The following is a 17,298-nucleotide window of genomic DNA, read 5'->3' on the forward strand; positions in this document are numbered from 1 at the left end:
TTTATGAGTACGTTGTTAATTGATTTAGAAGGAAAAGAGTTGGAACAAGAGGAAGTTGAGTTACTTTCTCACCCTCTTGTTGCGGGATTGATTTTATTTACTCGAAATTTTGAAGACAGAGAACAAATTCAAGAATTAATTCGTTCTGTTCGTCTGCGAGTGAAAAAGCCTTTATTGATTACGGTGGATCAAGAAGGTGGACGAGTTCAACGTTTCCGTGATGGATTCACAATGTTACCTTCAATGCAGGCTTTTCAAGAAACACTGTCAACAACTGAACAAGTGAGTTTTGCTAAAGAAGCTGGTTGGCAAATGTCGGCAGAAATGATCGCCTTGGATATTGACTTGAGTTTTGCGCCGGTGCTGGATTTGGGGCATGAATGTCGAGCGATTGGTGATCGCAGTTTTTCATCTGATGTAAAAAGTGCGGTAAATTTAGCAACTGCTTTTATTGATGGTATGCATCAAGCAGGTATGGCCTCTACAGGTAAACATTTCCCTGGTCATGGCCATGTATTAGCTGATTCTCATTTAGAAACCCCTTATGATGATCGCGCAAAAGACGAAATTTTTAGTGGCGATCTCCAACCTTTCCAACAGTTGATTTCACAAAATAAACTCGATGCCATTATGCCTGCGCATGTCATTTATAGACAATGTGATAGTCAACCAGCAAGCGGCTCAGAATATTGGTTGAAAGAAATCTTACGAAAACAACTAAATTTCCAAGGTACAATTTTTTCCGATGATCTCGGTATGAAAGGCGCTGGCGTAATGGGTGATTTTGTAGAGCGTAGTAAAAAAGCACTCAATGCAGGTTGTGATCTTTTATTACTGTGCAATGAACGTGAAGGTGTCATTCAAGTATTAGATAATCTAAAACTTACTGGAAATGAACCGCACTTTATGGCTCGTCAAGCTCGCTTACAAAATTTATTTAAACGTAGAGTGATCAAGTGGAATGATTTGGTTTTAGATCAACGTTGGAAACTGAATCACCGAAATCTTGCAGATATTCAAAGCCGTTGGTTAGATATTCAGGCTGCAAGAACATGATTGATTGTCGATACTATCAGCAAAATGAATGTCGTTCTTGTCAATGGCTTGAAATACCTTATAGTCAGCAGTTAACCGAAAAACAACATCATTTAAAGCAGCAACTGATTTCTATTAATTGCGATGGAGCTCAATGGTTAGCTCCTTTTCAATCTAATGAACAAGGCTTTCGTAATAAAGCTAAAATGGTTGTGAGTGGTAGTGTTGAACGCCCGATACTGGGCATTTTAAAAAATCCTAATGATCCACAAAGTGCGATTGATTTGTGTGATTGTCCCCTTTATCCAACTCATTTTTCATTTATTTTTCCGGTTTTAAAGGATTTTATTGGCCGTGCTGGTTTAGTACCTTATAACATTGCTAAACAAAAAGGTGAGCTCAAATATATTCTGCTTACAGAAAGTATCGCGACGGGAAAATTAATGTTGCGTTTTGTACTACGCACAGAAAATAAATTGACATTAATTCGCCGAGAATTACCCAAATTATTGGAAAAATTACCGCACTTAGAAGTGGTTAGCATTAATTTACAACCACAGCACGCGGCCATTTTAGAAGGTGAACAAGAAATTTTTCTGACAGAACAACAATTTTTGCCTGAGAATTTCAATGGTATTCCGCTCTTTATTCGCCCACAAGGTTTTTTTCAGACCAATCCTAGAGTGGCGGCGGGATTATATGCAACCGCTCAGCAATGGATAAGAGAATTACCAATCTATAAAGTCTGGGATTTATTTTGTGGCGTGGGAGGATTTGGCTTACATTGCGCGAAAGCTTTACAGGAAAAATGGGGAAAAAGTATTGAGTTAACTGGAATTGAAATTTCCTCATCAGCTATTTTTGCAGCGAGTCATTCCGCTAAAATATTGGGGTTAGAACATGTAGATTTCCAATCACTAGACGCGGCAAGTGTGATGAAAAATCAGAATGAAAATAAGCCAGATCTTGTGATTGTAAATCCACCACGTCGTGGAATTGGAAAGGAATTAAGTGAATTTCTTAACGAAATGCAATCGGACTTTATTTTATATTCCAGTTGTAATTCTGTAACAATGGGCAAAGATTTACAGAATCTCACTTTTTATAAAGTGTTGAAAATTCAACTTTTTGATATGTTTCCACAAACATCTCATTATGAAGTATTAGTTTTACTACAAAGAAAAAAGAAGAGTTAAAGAAATATAAACAGTTTGGTGATTTGAAAGAAGGGTGGTGGAACTAAGCAGAATTGGTCTTAACAGCAAGTGGCTTACTGCACGCATCCCTGCGGGATTTCTACCTAGCCCACCATAGATTAGAAAATGCATCTTGGTGTTCTAGCTTTTGCGGCATAAAACTATGCAATAAGGTTATACACCTTTAAAAGCCACTATATCAGGAGACCAATCCTGTCTTCCCACTATATTTGTAAGAAGTTGGGTAATGATAGAATCCTTTATATTAATTGTCAATTAATGTTTTGAATATTATTTCTAATTAAACAAAAACCATCCAAATTGATTTTGGATGGTTTCATGTTGAATGATTTATGATGAAAAATTATCTTGCGCCATATACAACGATGGTTTTTCCATGAGCATGAATAAGATTCTGATCCTCTAACATCTTAATAATACGTCCTACAGTTTCTCGTGAACAACCAACCATTTGCCCTATTTCTTGGCGTGTAATTTTAATTTGCATCCCATCAGGATGTGTCATTGCTTCAGGCTGTTTAGCTAAGTTCATTAGCGTTTGAGCAATACGACCTGCTACATCTAAGAATGCTAAATTACTCACTTGGCGTGAAGTATTTTGTAAACGTCTTGCCAATTGTGCGGTTAAAAACATTAAGATTTCAGGGTTGGCCTGAATTAATTGACGATATTTTTTATAGGAAATTTCAGCAATTTCACATGTTGTTTTTGTTTTGACCCATGCTGAACGTTTTGAGCCTTCATCAAATAGCCCTGCTTCTCCAAAGAATTGTCCGGCTCCTAGATAAGTTAGGATCATTTCTTTTCCTTCATCATCTTTTGCAGAGACCATTACAGTACCTTTAATCACATAATAAAGTGTAGTTGCATCCTCTCCTGCATGAATTAGCGTAGATTTTGCTGGATATTTGTGTAAGTGGCAATGCGTAAGAAACCAGTCTAAAATAGGATCTCGAGTCGTTGATTCTTCTTCCTGTGGTGGAACTGATGCTTCATCAATTTCGGTTAATTCATTTGACATTCGTGCTCCTTACATTCCTGTTTCAAAAATTCCGTTTTATTTTTGATGTCAATGGATTCATGCAATTCAGACCATACAATCACCGCAATTCCATTGCGAATTTGAGTCAGTAAAAGTTGTTTTTTTTGGTTGAGTGAAAGTTCTTCTATACCGTAATCGGTTCCTTCGCGTAAAATTACGCTTTCTACGATATTATCTAATGTTTCTGCTTCCAGTTCTTGCCAAGGAATAATCATATATTTACTCGGTAAAGTCAATTAGGCAAAAAGTGGCTCGATAAAACGCCATTGTTGTTCGAAAGACTGGCTTGCATTCAGACGGAAATTAGTACGAACATAGCGCATAAATTGTCCTTCACATAGTGTGACTAAATGCGAGGCAATTATGCGTTCATCCACATTAAAGCCACGCCCTTCACGTAATTTTCGCATTTGTAAAATATTGACAAACTGCATTTCAAGACGATTAAAAAATTGTGCGACTCGAACTTGCAATTGCGCATCTTCAAACATTAATGCATGGCCCGTTAGAATTCGAGTTAACCCAGGATTTTTACGGGCAAAATCTAAGATCGTTTGTAAAATATCATGAATGCGATTCATTGTTTGGGTTTCGTTACGCATAGAAGCGGTAATACGGCTTAATAGGGTATTTTCGATATGCTCGATTAAGGCTTCAAACATTTTTGTTTTGCTTGGAAAGTAACGATATAACGCAGCTTCAGATACCCCAACTTCTTTTGCTAGACGAGCCGTTGTCATACGCTCCATGCCGCGTTCGGAATGAAGCATATGTATCAACACGGTAAGCACTTGTTGACGACGTTCTTTTACCGTTCTTTTTTCAATTTTTTGTGTTTCAATTTTAGGCGCAATTTCTTCCACGCCCGATAAAGATAATTGTTCTTCTACCATAAATTATTGTTTACCTGAATGACCGAAACCGCCTTCACCACGTTCGGTTTGTTGAAAATCTTCTACAATATTAAATTCGGCTTGTACTACTGGTACGAAAACAAGTTGAGCAATGCGATCGCCGACTTCAATTTTGAATGGCTCATTTCCACGGTTCCACATTGATACCATTAATGGCCCTTGATAATCGGAGTCAATTAATCCCACAAGGTTTCCTAGCACAATGCCGTGTTTATGACCAAGGCCCGAGCGAGGCAAAATCACTGCCGCTAAATTTGGATCCGCAATATAAATTGATAGCCCTGTCGGAATTAATTTAGTTTCACCTGGTTGAATTTCAAAGCTTTCATCGATTAATGCACGTAAATCAAGACCTGCCGAACCTTCAGTTGCGTAAGTTGGCAGAGGAAATTCATTTCCAATGCGAGAATCTAAAATTTTTACGTCAATTTTTTTCATGTAATACTCCGTTTGAAATTCATTTTTAGGTAAAAGTGCGGTTGGAATTATAAGGTTTTTTGATAGCGTTCAATGATTTCATTGACTAAATCAGCTGCAAGTTCCACTTTTGATTTTAGCGATAATTTTTTATGACCATTTTTCCAGAAAAGCTGCAAGGCATTTTCATCAGCGTTAAAAACTTGTCCGCCAGATACATCGTTGGCACAAATCATATCAAGATTTTTGCGTTCAAGTTTATCTTTTGCGTAATCATCAACATTTTGGGTTTCAGCCGCAAATCCAACAGTAAAAGGGCGATGTGTTTTTAAATGTCCTACATCTGAGATAATATCGGGATTTTTAATTAACTTGATAGATATTTCATCGCCAGATTTTTTAATTTTTTGGTCAGCAACTTCGGCTACTCTGTAATCAGCAACAGCCGCACAGCCAATAAAAATTTGATTTTTCGCCGCACTTTCAAGAGAGGCTTTCCACATATCTTGTGCTGAGATGACATTGATTCGATTTACATTTTTTGGTGTTGTTAAATTCACTGGCCCTGAAATTAGCGTGACGTTCGCCCCACGTTCGGCAAATGCTTCAGCAATCGCAAATCCCATTTTCCCTGAACTATGGTTAGAAATATAACGAACGGGATCGATTGCCTCACGCGTTGGGCCTGCTGTAATAGCGACATTTAATCCTTGTAGATCTTGTTTTTGAGAGAAAAAGTCAGAAAGTGCGGTAAAAATTTCCTCTGGTTCTGACATACGTCCTTTCCCCATATCGCCGCAAGCCTGAAAACCACTATTCGGGCCAATAAGCTCAATTCCACGCGTTTGAAGAGCCGTTAAATTTTGTTGAGTAATGGATTGGCGATACATCTGCTGATTCATTGCTGGGGCAAGAAAAATTGGCGCATCAGTCGCAAGACAAATTGTTGAAAGTAAATCATTCGCCATGCCTACAGTAAGACGGGCAATAAAGTCTGCACTAGCTGGCGCAATAATAATGGCATCGGCCCATTTGGCAAGCTCAATATGCCCCATTGCCAGCTCTGCTTGTGGATCAAGTAAAGATTGTGCGACAGCATTGCCAGAAATGGCTTGAAGCGTTAAAGGCGTAACAAATTCTGCCGCAGCAGGGGTTAATACTACACGTACTTCAGCTTCTGCTTTGCGTAATAAACGAATCAACTCTATTGTTTTATAGGCTGCAATACCGCCAGTTATGCCAACTACAATATGTTTTCCGTTTAATTTCATGTTTCAACCTTTGTTAGTACTTAGCCACAATTCCGTTATTTTACTTTAATTTTATTGAATGCCCAATGCTATTTTTGCGATACATATCGCAGACTTTGTATAAGTTACTCGTAAAATGAGAAAAGAGCGGTCAAAATTTTTTCTATTTTGCGTTCAATATTTTATGGAAAACAATGATGATTTAATGCCACGCGAAAAATTGCTTAAATTTGGTGTAGAAACGCTCGCTGATTATGAATTGCTGGCGATCTTTTTACGAACTGGTATAAAAGGCTGCCCAGTCATTCAGCTTTCGAAAAATGTCTTATCACATTTTGGTTCCTTGCATGCGTTACTTTCTGCAGATGAAAAAGCCTTCTGCTCAGTGAAAGGCTTAGGCATTACGCAATTTATTCAGCTGCAAGCGATTACGGAAATGACCAAGCGTTATTTAAAGCAAGAGATGTTAAGTACACCGATTATTAATGATCCTGAAACGGTAAAACTTTTTTTACTCACTGAATTGCAACATGAGGAAAGAGAAGTGTTCATGGTTTTATTTTTGGATAATCAACATCGTCTGATTAAAAAAGAGCGGTTATTTTTAGGTACAATTAATGTATCAGCTGTTTATCCTCGGGAAATAATTAAAGAGGCACTTTATTGTAATGCGGCTGCTTTAATTTTGGCGCATAATCATCCTTCGGGTATAACGGAGCCGAGTTATTCGGATCAGCTTATTACTAAAAAAATTCAGGAGTCTGCAGACCTAATGGAAATCAGAGTGCTTGATCACTTAATTGTCGGAAAAACAGATTGCTATTCTTTTGCAGAGAACTTTTTATTATAAATTTTTATAATGTTGACCATTTTTTTACCGATTACATTCAGGAAAATCGCATTTACACTTGAGAAATGAAAACAAAGCCAGTATAATTTGCGACCTTTAATATAGTAAGCGGGTCGGATTAGCGCGACCTGACGAGGTAGCAAGCTGGTTTTAACTGGCTTTAAACAATCCGAACCGTAAGCTCGAGCTTATATTTAATTATTGGAGATTATTATGTCTAGAGTTTGTCAAGTAACAGGCAAGCGTCCAGCTGTGGGTAATAACCGCTCACACGCGATGAATGCGACACGTCGTCGTTTTCTTCCAAACCTTCACACTCACCGTTTCTGGGTTGAAAGTGAAAACCGTTTCGTAACCTTACGTTTAACTGCGAAAGGTATGCGTATTATTGATAAAAAAGGCATTGATGCAGTATTAGCTGAAATCCGTGCTCGTGGCGAAAAAATCTAAGGAGCTAAAAAATGGCAGCTAAAGGCGCTCGTGAGAAAATCCGTTTAGTTTCTACTGCAGAGACCGGTCACTTCTACACAACTGATAAAAATAAACGTAATATGCCTGAAAAAATGGAAATCAAAAAATTTGATCCAGTAGTGCGTAAACACGTTATCTATAAAGAAGCAAAAATCAAATAATTTTGCTTATTTAGAAAAAGCCCGACATTGTTCGGGTTTTTTTGTATCACAAATTTATTAAGGAACAAATCATGCCAGAACTTCCCGAAGTTGAAACTGCACTACGTGGTATTAGCCCTTATCTTAAGAATTTTACGATTGAGAAAGTTGTCGTGCGCCAGCCTAAATTGCGCTGGTCCGTATCAGAGGAATTGATAACGCTAAAAAATGTAAAAATTGTAGATCTCACTCGTCGAGCAAAATATTTGATTATTCACACGGAAAAAGGTTATATCATCGGGCATTTGGGCATGTCAGGTTCGGTGCGAATTGTGCCACAGGATAGCGCAATAGATAAACATGATCATATTGATATTGTGATGAATAATGGCAAATTATTACGTTATAACGATCCTCGTCGTTTCGGTGCATGGTTGTGGACGGAGAACCTAGATGACTTTCATCTTTTTTTGAAGCTAGGGCCTGAACCGCTTTCTGATGAATTTAATGCAGAATATTTATTCAAAAAATCTCGTCAAAAATCAACCGCACTTAAAACCTTCTTGATGGATAACGCTGTGGTGGTGGGCGTTGGAAATATTTATGCAAATGAAAGTTTGTTTATTTGTGGGATTCATCCACTTAAACTCGCCAAAAATCTGACCCGCAATCAATGTATTTCCTTAGTGAATACGATTAAAGATGTATTGACAAAAGCCATTATCCAAGGTGGAACGACACTTAAAGATTTCTTACAACCAGATGGGCGCCCAGGTTATTTTGCACAAGAATTATTGGTGTATGGCAATAAAGATAAACCTTGTCCAAGGTGCGGTACAAAAATTGACAGTTTAGTAATTGGAAAAAGAAATAGCTTTTTTTGTTCAAGTTGTCAGAAAAAATAATAGGTAGAACCTCTTAAATTTTAACAAAAAAGAGTTAACTCTTATTGGGTTTATACCTATATTTTGGTATTTTGAAAAATAAGTTTGATCGATCTCAAGTTTTTCTACAGAGACAGTAGAAAAACTTTTTTATTTTGTTATTTTACGCTCGAATGAATCTATATCCACATGTTTTATGTGGTATTAAGAATAATTCTCAACTTTCTATTTAACCTAACTTTTTTATTACAACAAATGGAGTGATTATCGTGAACGCATTCAAAAAAAGCCTCATTGTGGCAGCGTCTTTCGCGAGTTTAAGCTTATTTAACTCAGCGGTAGCTGATATGGTTTATAAGCCATTAGAACAACCTGTTGAACCAGTAAAACCAGATTTGAAAATTGAATCTGTAAATGAAAAGTTTGCAGAAAAATATCCAAATCAATATAACAGCTGGCGTTCAACTGCAAATGGCAACGGCGAAAAAATTATTTATGCCGATGAAGAAAATCCACGCTTAATTGTTCTTTGGGGCGGTTATTCATTTGCAAAAGAATACAATGCACCGCGTGGTCACTTTTATGCGGTCACTGATGTTCGTAGCATTCTACGTACTGGTGCACCAAAAACAGCAAATGATGGTCCACAACCAATGGCATGTTGGACATGTAAAGGCCCTGATGTTCCACGTTTAATTGCGGAATGGGGTGAAAAAGATTATTTCAATGCGAAATGGGCAAAAGGCGGTCCAGAAATCGTGAACTCAATCGGTTGTGCTGACTGTCACGATACGACCTCTAAAGATTTTGCTGAAGGAAAACCAGCATTACGTATTGCTCGTCCACACGTATTACGCGCGCTTGACGCTTTAGAAAAAGCAACTGCTGAAAAAGATAAAGCAGAAGGTCGCCCACATAACAATTTAAGCTTCAACACGGCAGCTCGTACTGAAAAACGCGCTGAAATCTGTGCAAACTGTCACGTTGAATACTACTTCGCAGGCGATATCAAACAAGTAACCTTCCCTTGGAATAAAGGTCAAACTGTTGATGATATTGAAAAATATTACGATGAAATTGGTTTCAGTGATTGGACTCATAGCCTTTCTAAAGCGCCAATGTTAAAAGCGCAACACCCTGACTTTGAAATTTGGTCTTTAGGTATGCACGGTAAAAATGGTGTAACTTGTGTAGACTGTCACATGCCAAAAGTGCAAGGTAAAGACGGTAAAGTTTATACTGATCACCAAATCCAAAATCCATTCGATGCATTTGACCGCACTTGTGCAAACTGTCACGATCAAAGCAAAGAAAAATTACGCGATATCGTCACTTCACGTAAAAAAGAAGTGAAAGATGTAATGGGTCGTTTAGAAGAGCAAGTTGTTAAAGCTCACTTTGAAGCAAAAGCGGCTTGGGATGCAGGTGCAACTAAAGAAGAAATGGAAGCGGCATTAATGGATATTCGTCATGCTCAATGGCGTTGGGATTATGCTGCAGCAAGCCACGGTGGTCATATGCACGCACCTGAAGTAGTGCTTCGTGTATTAGGTTCAGGCTTAGATAAAGCAGCGGATGCTCGTACTAAACTTGCAGCAATCTTAACTAAACACGGTGTGAAAACTCCAGTTCAAATCCCAGATATTTCAACAGCTGATAAAGCGTGGAAAGTAATGGGTATTGATATCGAAAAAGAACGCAAAGCTAAAGAAGAATTCTTAAAAACTGTGGTACCACAATGGGAACAACAAGCTAAAGAAAAAGGCTTATTAGTTGATCCACCAGCACAAAAATAAATGAAAAATCCACCGCACTTTTAAGTGCAAATTGGAAAGTGCGGTGATTTTCAAGGTCAAATTTGAGGTAACCCAAATGAATTTAACTTCTTTAATCAACAAATCTGCAAAAGCGTTAGCGTTAAGTGCGGCATTTGTAGCAGCGCCATTTTTGGCTCATGCTGATGATGCACAAAAACCTGCGGATCATTTTACTTATGAACCGCAATTAGATAACCAACGCGATCCTAATCAATATTGTGCTAAATGCCATAAATTCGACAAAGTAGATAAAAACCAGACTGTAGATCAGTCTGGTGGCGAACTCCACTTTGGTAAATTCCATGGTGCACACTTAGATAAGAAAAATCCAAATAATGGTAAAGCAATTACGTGTGTAAGCTGTCACGGTAACGTTTCTGAAAATCACCGTCGTGGTGCTAAAGATGTTATGCGTTTTGAAGGGGATATTTTCGGTAATAAAAAACCGATGTATTCAGTTCAAGAACAAAACCAAGTTTGTTTTGCTTGTCACCAACCTGACAAACTTCGCGAAAAACTATGGGCGCATGATGTACACGCAATGAAATTACCTTGTGCAAGTTGCCATACGCTTCACCCTAAAGAAGACGCAATGAAAGGTATTCAACCAAAACAACGCGTTAAACTTTGCGTAGATTGCCATGGTGAACAACAAAAACGTAAAGCTGAACAAGATAAACTAACCGAACAAAAGGATAAACAATGACAGCCTGCTCACGCCGAAACTTTGTTTCCGGCATGGGGGCAGTGATCCTTATGACGGGAACATCTTTACCTTCTTTTGCGAAAGAAGACAAGGCGGATAAACCTAAACGTTACGCAATGATACACGATGAAAACTCGTGTATCGGCTGTACAGCCTGTATGGATGCATGCCGTGATGTAAACCAAGTGCCAGAAGGCGTTTCTCGCTTAGAGATTCTACGCAGTGAACCTTACGGTGAATTTCCAAATCAGGAATATGAGTTCTTCCGTCAATCTTGCCAACATTGTACAAATGCACCTTGCGTAGCAGTTTGTCCAACTGGTGCATCTTTTATTGATAAAGAGACTGGCATTGTAGATGTACATAAAGATTTATGCGTAGGCTGCCAATACTGTATAGCAGTTTGCCCATATCGTGTACGTTTTATTCATCCAGTACATCGTACCGCAGATAAATGTAACTTCTGCCGCGATACAAATTTAGCCAATGGTAAACAACCGGCTTGTGTGGAAGCTTGTCCAACCAAAGCATTAACCTTTGGCGATATGAATGATCCAATGAGTGCTGTTTCACGTAAAGTGAAAGAAAAACCGGTTTATCGCACTAAAGTGGAGTTAGGTACACAACCAAACTTGTACCACATTCCATTCCAACATGGGGAGCCTAGAAGATGACATTAGATTATCCAGTTCCATTTCATACGCCTAATCTAGTGTGGGATTCTACCATTGCGATCTACTTGTTTTTATTGGGGATCTCATCTGGCTCGGTGCAGTTGGCAATTGCTTATAAACGTAGTAATAAATTAATGAACCCAAGTCAAAATTGGATTATTCGATCTGGTGTGATTTTGGGATCTGTGCCAACATTAATTGGTTTAACGCTATTAGTTTTCCACTTAGCAAGACCTTGGACATTCTGGAAATTGATGTTTAACTATCAATTTAACTCCGTAATGTCGATGGGGGTCATGCTATTCCAAATTTATATGTTGTTTTTAGTAATTTGGGGAGTGGTGATTTTCAAAAAAGAAATCGAAGCATTAATTAATCGCTTTATGCCAAAACTACAATTTGTGATAAAACTTATCGGTATTGTAGAACGTATTGTCAGTCCAGTCGAAGTTATTCTTTTCATATTGGCTGCAGTGCTTGGTGCATACACTGGTTTCTTGCTTTCCGCATTGATCAGCTACCCAATGTTGAATAACCCGGTATTACCGGCATTATTCTTGGCATCCGGTACGTCTTCCGGTATCGCTGCGACATTCTTACTGATTTTAATCGCTGGTAAATTGAAAGGGGATTCCCACGAATCACATTTCATCCACAAATTCGAAGTACCAATTATGGTGACAGAGCTTGGTTTGCTTGTGTGTTTCTTCGTTGGCTTACATTTTGGTGGCGGCCAAAAAACAGTTGCGTTACATAATGCATTATCTGGTTTCTGGGGTGCTGTATTCTGGATTGGGGTATTCTTTATTGGTATATTGATCCCATTAATCGCCAATATGTTTGTTAATGACCGTTTAAAATACAACCGTAACTTTATTATCTTGGTGTCAATTTTTGACTTAATTGGGGTATTCTGTTTACGTTTCTTTATATTGTATGCAGGGCAATTAACAGTCGCGTAAATTAAAATTGTATTTAGAGGAAAGGCGTAATAATATGCGCCTTTCTTTTTATTTGTCAGAAGACATCCTGACGTTAATTAACAAAGAATAATATTTTATGCTCCCAGAACTTGGATTTTACTTATTACTCCTCGCAACGACGGCTGCGCTTTTGCTCGTTATTGTTCCACAACTTGGTTTATCAAAGAAGAATACAACTCTTATTAATTCTGCGTGGCCACTATCATACATTTTTACTATAAGCACGACACTTTCCATCGGTTTATTATCATATTCTTTTGCGGTAGATGATTTCACCCTTGAATATGTAGCGGCACATTCTAATTCCCAATTACCTACATTTTTTAAAGTGGCTGCCACTTGGGGCGGGCATGAAGGTTCAATGTTGTTTTGGTTATTTTCATTGAGTTTATGGCTTGCTACTTTTGCTTTTTTTAATCGAAAAAATGACCGCACTTTTTCTGCTCAATCTTTATCTTTATTGGGATTGATTTGTTTTGGCTTTGCGGTGTTTATTTTATTTTATTCCAATCCATTTGGACGCATTTTCCCCGCACCTGCAGAAGGGCGCGATCTCAATCCAATGTTGCAAGATGTGGGATTAATTTTCCATCCGCCTTTGTTATATGTTGGCTATGTGGGCTTTGCTGTAAATTTTGCGATGAGTTTGAGTGCGTTGATTTATAACCAATCTGCACGACAAATTGCACGCTCAATGCGTGGCTGGGTGTTGTTTTCTTGGTTATTTTTAACCATTGGCATTGTGCTCGGTGCTTGGTGGGCATATTACGAACTTGGCTGGGGCGGTTGGTGGTTCTGGGATCCTGTAGAAAATGCGTCTTTAATGCCTTGGTTGCTTGGTTTGGCGTTATTACACAGTTTAATGGCGACGGAAAAACAAGGCGTATTTAGTTATTGGACAACGCTTTTTTCTTTGCTTGCTTTTGCCTTTAGCGTATTAGGCACCTTTATTGTTCGTTCTGGCGCACTCACTTCTGTGCATGCTTTTGCATTGGATAACACGCGCGGTTATGTGTTGTTATTAATTTTCTTTGTTTTGACAGTGTTAGCCTTTGGTTTATTCGCCTTACGAGCGGGCAGTTCATCAGAAAGTGCGGTGAAATTTCAGTTCGTTTCTAAATCGGGTGGCATTTTATTGCTGAATATTTTGCTTACCATTGCGACGGTTTCTACCTTTTTAGGCACCTTTTACCCAATGTTATTCCAAGCGATGAATTGGGGATCAATTTCGGTGGGAAGTCCTTATTTTAATAGTATTTTCTTCCCAATTATTACGGTGATTTTAATCCTAATGGTGATTTCACTTACCATACGTTGGGTGCAATTTGATCGCACATTATTGATACGTTGCGTATGGTTGCTCATTCCGTCTTTAATTCTTGCTGGCTTGATGATTTGGCAGCAGCTACGAAATAATTCTGCATTAAATTTCCATGCTTTCGCCTTTGTGTTATTAACTCTTGCGATTTGGCTTTTGTTCGTCACTTTATGGCAAAATTGGCGACAAATTCGCTTGTCTCAATTTGGTATGATTTTAGCGCATTGTGGCGTGGCGATTGTGACTATCGGTGCGGTAATGAGTGGTTATTTTGGTAGCGAAATTGGTGTGCGTTTAGCACCGCAACAAAGTCAAACGTTAGGGCAATATGAATTTCACTATCGCCAATTCTCTAATGAAATTGGGCCAAACTTTACGGCAGAAGTCGCCTTTTTTGACGTAACTGAAAATGGCAAACCTTATGCGGAAATTATCCCAGAGCGCCGTTATTACGATGTGCGAACAATGACAATGAGTGAAGTGGGGCTTGATGGCGGTTTCTGGGGGGATTTATATATTGTGATGGGCGATTCTCTTGGCAAAGGGGAATTTACTTTCCGCTTACATTATAAACCACTGATTCGTTGGCTTTGGGTTGGCGGTATTTTAATGGCGTTTGGCGCACTTTGTAGCGTTTTCGGATTACGCAGAAAACAGGAAAAATAATGAACAAAAAACTTATCTTTTTTGCACCGCTCTTTGTGCTTTTAGGCGTGTGTGTATTATTAATTGCTGGATTAAATCAAGATCCGAAAAAAATTGCTTCGGCTTTAATTGATAAACCCGTGCCAGAGTTTTATCAGGCTAATTTACATGAGCCATCACAAATCGTAAGCCTGAAAGATTTTCCTAAACAGCCATTTTTATTAAATGTGTGGGGCAGTTGGTGTGGTTATTGCAAGGAAGAGCATCCTCTGTTAATTGAGATTGCAAAAACGTTCCCTATTGTGGGAGTGGATTATCGCGACAATCCTCAAAATGGCATTGAAATGCTTAAGCGAATGGGCAATCCTTTCGTTTTAACCATTGATGATAGTCATGGTGAATTGGGATTAAAATTAGGCGTGGATGGCGCGCCAGAAACTTATCTTGTGGATGAAAATGGTGTGATTCGTTATCGCCATTCAGGTTTACTGGATAAAGAAACTTGGCAAACGGTATTTTTGCCAAAAATTGAAGCATTGAAGAACAAATGAAAAGCATATTAGATATTTTTACTCGTGGTTTTATTCAGGTTCAAAAAACAGTCTTTTTTGCGACCGCACTTTTATTCGCATTTTCCTTATTTGCGCAAGCGGAAATGGTGGATACCTATCAATTCAAAAATCAAGATGATCGTACTCGCGCCGTAGAGTTGGCAAAATCTTTACGCTGCCCGCAATGTCAAAACCAAAATTTGGTGGAATCTAATTCTCCAATTGCTTATGACTTGCGTCTTGAAGTGTACAAAATGGTGGATGAGGGCAAAACTAATCAGCAAATTATCGATCAAATGACGGCTAGATTTGGTGATTTTGTGAACTATAAACCACCATTCAAATGGAATACGGCGTTGTTATGGTTATTGCCAATCGCTCTTTTAATTTTATCTGCAGCATTGCTTTATTTCTCAAATAGAAAAAAATCTGCTTTATCTTCAGTCGAGCAGGGAAGTGCATTGGAAAAAGAACAGCGATATTTTTCTGTTAATGCTGAGTCTTATGCGGATCCTAAGAAAAATGAACAAAAGACTTATTTTTTCGGGAAAAGTAATCACAAACTTTCTCTTGTTATTTTCTTTTTATTAATTGCTATTCCAACCGCTTATTATTTTTCCCTTGATCGTTTTAGTCGTGTTCAACAAGGTGAGCAATCGATGATTGAGCAACATAATCAAAATGTTGAAATGAATGATGAACACAAAAATGAAAATGTGATTGAGAAGATCCAAAATAAACTGCGTACTGATCCGAATAATGCAGAAACTTGGCTTCAACTTGGGGAAGCCTATGTACAGAATAATGAATTTGATAGTGCGCTTGTGGCTTATTCTAATGCAGAAAAAATATCTGGCAGTAAACCTAATATTTTAGGCTTGGCAGCAACCGCACTTTATTATCAAGCTGGTCAGCAAGTGACCCAAAAAGTAGAACAACTTTTGAATGAAGCTTTGATAAAAGATAAAAATGAAGTATCGAGTCTTTCTTTACTGGCGACGATTGCCTTAGAAAATCGTCAATATCAACAAGCCAGTGCGTATTTACAGCAATTATTAGATTCTGGTAATGCGGCAGTGGACCGTCGTTCGGTTATTCAACGAATGAAGATGTTGGATTTTTTACAACGTGGTGAAAAAGGGCAAAATCCGTGAGCCAATATTCTGAAAATATTATTATTGGTGCAGGGGCGGCAGGATTATTTTGTGCCGCACAGTTGGCTAAGTTAGGCAAGTCGGTGACAGTTTTCGACAACGGCAAAAAAATCGGACGTAAGATTTTGATGTCGGGCGGTGGGTTTTGTAATTTCACCAATTTAGAGGTTACGCCCGCTCATTATCTTTCGCAAAATCCTCATTTCGTCAAATCGGCGCTTGCTCGTTATACCAACTGGGATTTTATTTCTTTAGTGGCGGAGCGGGGTATTGCTTATCACGAAAAGGAATTGGGGCAATTATTTTGCGATGATGGCGCAGAGCAAATCGTTGAAATGCTGAAATCTGAATGCGATAAATATGGCGCTAAGATTTTATTGCGTAGTGAAGTTTCTCAAATTGAACGCATTCAAAATGATGAAAAAGTGCGGTTTGTTTTACAGGTAAATTCAACCCAATGGCAATGTAAAAATTTGATTGTAGCGACAGGTGGGCTTTCTATGCCTGGGCTTGGCGCAACGCCATTTGGCTATCAAATCGCAGAACAATTTGATATTCCCGTTATTCCTCCGCGTGCGAGTTTAGTGCCTTTTACTTATCGAGAAACAGACAAATTTTTAACCGCACTTTCAGGTATTAGCTTACCAGTCACGATCACGGCGCAGTGCGGAAAATCGTTTCACAACCAGCTTTTATTTACTCATCGTGGTATTTCAGGCCCTGCGGTGTTGCAAATTTCCAATTATTGGCAACCCACTGAGTCTGTAGAAATCGATTTATTACCGAACCACAATGTGGAAGAGGAAATTAATCAAGCTAAACAACATTCACCAAAACAAATGTTGAAAACCATCTTGGTTCGATTACTTCCGAAAAAATTGGTCGAGCTTTGGATTGAACAAGGCCTTGTGCAAGATGAAGTTATCGCTAACATCAGTAAAGTGCGGGTAAAAAATCTAATGGATTTTATTCATCACTGGGAATTTACCCCTAATGGCACAGAAGGTTATCGCACAGCTGAAGTGACAATGGGCGGTGTGGATACTAAAGTAATTTCTTCTAAAACAATGGAAAGTAATCAAGTAAGCGGTTTGTATTTTATTGGTGAAGTATTGGATGTGACAGGCTGGCTCGGTGGCTATAATTTCCAATGGGCGTGGAGCTCGGCTTATGCTTGTTCACAAGGAATTAGTGAAAAGTAGAAGGGATGTTGAAAATACGTTAGAATTC

Annotated in this window: 19 protein-coding genes; 14 read left to right on the top strand and 5 right to left on the bottom strand. The window is 38.5% G+C overall.

What is annotated here, in order from left to right:
• Positions 1-3 precede the first annotated feature (3 nt).
• Both nagZ and rlmC read left to right on the top strand, forming a co-directional pair.
• On the top strand, positions 4-1,056 hold the full coding sequence (gene nagZ / locus FE813_RS00215) for a beta-N-acetylhexosaminidase (protein ID WP_139989018.1): 1,053 nt from the start codon (positions 4-6) through the stop codon (positions 1,054-1,056).
• Entirely contained in the window at positions 1,053-2,231 is a 1,179-nt protein-coding gene (rlmC, locus tag FE813_RS00220; RefSeq protein WP_139989019.1) for a 23S rRNA (uracil(747)-C(5))-methyltransferase RlmC, read from the top strand. Before nagZ ends, rlmC begins: the two co-directional genes overlap by 4 nt.
• A gap of 364 nt (positions 2,232-2,595) precedes the next feature.
• On the opposite strand, the gene crp is transcribed toward rlmC, so the two are convergent.
• The 5 genes from crp to coaBC are packed head-to-tail and all read right to left on the bottom strand — an operon-like array spanning position 2,596 to position 5,896.
• Complete coding sequence (crp, locus tag FE813_RS00225; RefSeq protein ID WP_048954245.1) at positions 2,596-3,273, bottom strand: cAMP-activated global transcriptional regulator CRP; 678 nt, start codon at positions 3,271-3,273, stop codon at positions 2,596-2,598.
• Positions 3,258-3,509 (bottom strand): YheU family protein, encoded by a 252-nt coding sequence (locus FE813_RS00230; protein WP_005631427.1) that lies wholly within the window; start codon positions 3,507-3,509, stop codon positions 3,258-3,260. Before FE813_RS00230 ends, crp begins: the two co-directional genes overlap by 16 nt.
• Positions 3,510-3,530: 21 nt before the next feature.
• The gene (gene slmA, locus FE813_RS00235) at positions 3,531-4,187 is read right to left on the bottom strand and encodes a nucleoid occlusion factor SlmA (RefSeq protein WP_046938838.1); all 657 of its coding nucleotides are present in this window, start codon (positions 4,185-4,187) and stop codon (positions 3,531-3,533) included.
• A 3-nt stretch (positions 4,188-4,190) separates the two neighbouring features.
• Positions 4,191-4,646: a dUTP diphosphatase gene (gene dut / locus FE813_RS00240; protein WP_005631431.1), complete on the bottom strand. Its 456-nt coding sequence runs from the start codon at positions 4,644-4,646 to the stop codon at positions 4,191-4,193.
• A 47-nt stretch (positions 4,647-4,693) separates the two neighbouring features.
• Positions 4,694-5,896, bottom strand: coding sequence for a bifunctional phosphopantothenoylcysteine decarboxylase/phosphopantothenate--cysteine ligase CoaBC (gene coaBC, locus FE813_RS00245; protein ID WP_139989020.1), 1,203 nt, complete (start codon positions 5,894-5,896; stop codon positions 4,694-4,696).
• 163 nt (positions 5,897-6,059) lie between these two features.
• Here coaBC and radC point away from each other — a divergent pair, with 163 nt between their 5' ends.
• The 12 genes from radC (at position 6,060) to FE813_RS00305 (ending at position 17,270) form a co-directional block, all read left to right on the top strand.
• Positions 6,060-6,725, top strand: a complete 666-nt coding sequence (gene radC, locus FE813_RS00250; RefSeq protein ID WP_139989021.1) for a RadC family protein — start codon at positions 6,060-6,062, stop codon at positions 6,723-6,725.
• A gap of 213 nt (positions 6,726-6,938) precedes the next feature.
• On the top strand, positions 6,939-7,175 hold the full coding sequence (rpmB, locus tag FE813_RS00255) for a 50S ribosomal protein L28 (RefSeq protein ID WP_005542826.1): 237 nt from the start codon (positions 6,939-6,941) through the stop codon (positions 7,173-7,175).
• Between the two features lie 11 nt (positions 7,176-7,186).
• Positions 7,187-7,357 carry a 50S ribosomal protein L33 gene (gene rpmG, locus FE813_RS00260; protein WP_005613503.1) on the top strand — a complete coding sequence of 57 codons (171 nt, stop codon included), beginning with the start codon at positions 7,187-7,189 and terminating at the stop codon, positions 7,355-7,357.
• Between the two features lie 71 nt (positions 7,358-7,428).
• Positions 7,429-8,241, top strand: a complete 813-nt coding sequence (gene mutM, locus FE813_RS00265) for a DNA-formamidopyrimidine glycosylase (RefSeq protein WP_139989022.1) — start codon at positions 7,429-7,431, stop codon at positions 8,239-8,241.
• Positions 8,242-8,489: 248 nt separating this feature from the next.
• Positions 8,490-10,016 carry an ammonia-forming nitrite reductase cytochrome c552 subunit gene (nrfA, locus tag FE813_RS00270; RefSeq protein ID WP_048954238.1) on the top strand — a complete coding sequence of 509 codons (1,527 nt, stop codon included), beginning with the start codon at positions 8,490-8,492 and terminating at the stop codon, positions 10,014-10,016.
• Positions 10,017-10,092: 76 nt separating this feature from the next.
• On the top strand, positions 10,093-10,743 hold the full coding sequence (gene nrfB, locus FE813_RS00275) for a cytochrome c nitrite reductase pentaheme subunit (RefSeq protein ID WP_005634454.1): 651 nt from the start codon (positions 10,093-10,095) through the stop codon (positions 10,741-10,743).
• Positions 10,740-11,417, top strand: a complete 678-nt coding sequence (gene nrfC, locus FE813_RS00280; protein ID WP_005646741.1) for a cytochrome c nitrite reductase Fe-S protein — start codon at positions 10,740-10,742, stop codon at positions 11,415-11,417. Before nrfB ends, nrfC begins: the two co-directional genes overlap by 4 nt.
• Positions 11,414-12,379: a cytochrome c nitrite reductase subunit NrfD gene (gene nrfD / locus FE813_RS00285; protein WP_139989023.1), complete on the top strand. Its 966-nt coding sequence runs from the start codon at positions 11,414-11,416 to the stop codon at positions 12,377-12,379. The genes nrfC and nrfD overlap by 4 nt, the downstream gene beginning before the upstream one ends.
• A 97-nt stretch (positions 12,380-12,476) precedes the next feature.
• Complete coding sequence (gene nrfE / locus FE813_RS00290; RefSeq protein WP_139989024.1) at positions 12,477-14,384, top strand: heme lyase NrfEFG subunit NrfE; 1,908 nt, start codon at positions 12,477-12,479, stop codon at positions 14,382-14,384.
• Positions 14,384-14,914 (top strand): DsbE family thiol:disulfide interchange protein, encoded by a 531-nt coding sequence (locus FE813_RS00295; protein ID WP_139989025.1) that lies wholly within the window; start codon positions 14,384-14,386, stop codon positions 14,912-14,914. Before nrfE ends, FE813_RS00295 begins: the two co-directional genes overlap by 1 nt.
• Complete coding sequence (gene nrfF / locus FE813_RS00300; RefSeq protein ID WP_139989026.1) at positions 14,911-16,068, top strand: heme lyase NrfEFG subunit NrfF; 1,158 nt, start codon at positions 14,911-14,913, stop codon at positions 16,066-16,068. The genes FE813_RS00295 and nrfF overlap by 4 nt, the downstream gene beginning before the upstream one ends.
• A complete protein-coding gene (locus FE813_RS00305; protein WP_139989027.1) occupies positions 16,065-17,270 on the top strand; it encodes a BaiN/RdsA family NAD(P)/FAD-dependent oxidoreductase in 1,206 nt (401 codons plus the stop codon). The genes nrfF and FE813_RS00305 overlap by 4 nt, the downstream gene beginning before the upstream one ends.
• The last annotated feature ends 28 nt before the right edge of the window (positions 17,271-17,298 follow it).

The organism is Haemophilus seminalis (assembly GCF_006384255.1).
Taxonomy (GTDB): domain Bacteria; phylum Pseudomonadota; class Gammaproteobacteria; order Enterobacterales; family Pasteurellaceae; genus Haemophilus; species Haemophilus seminalis.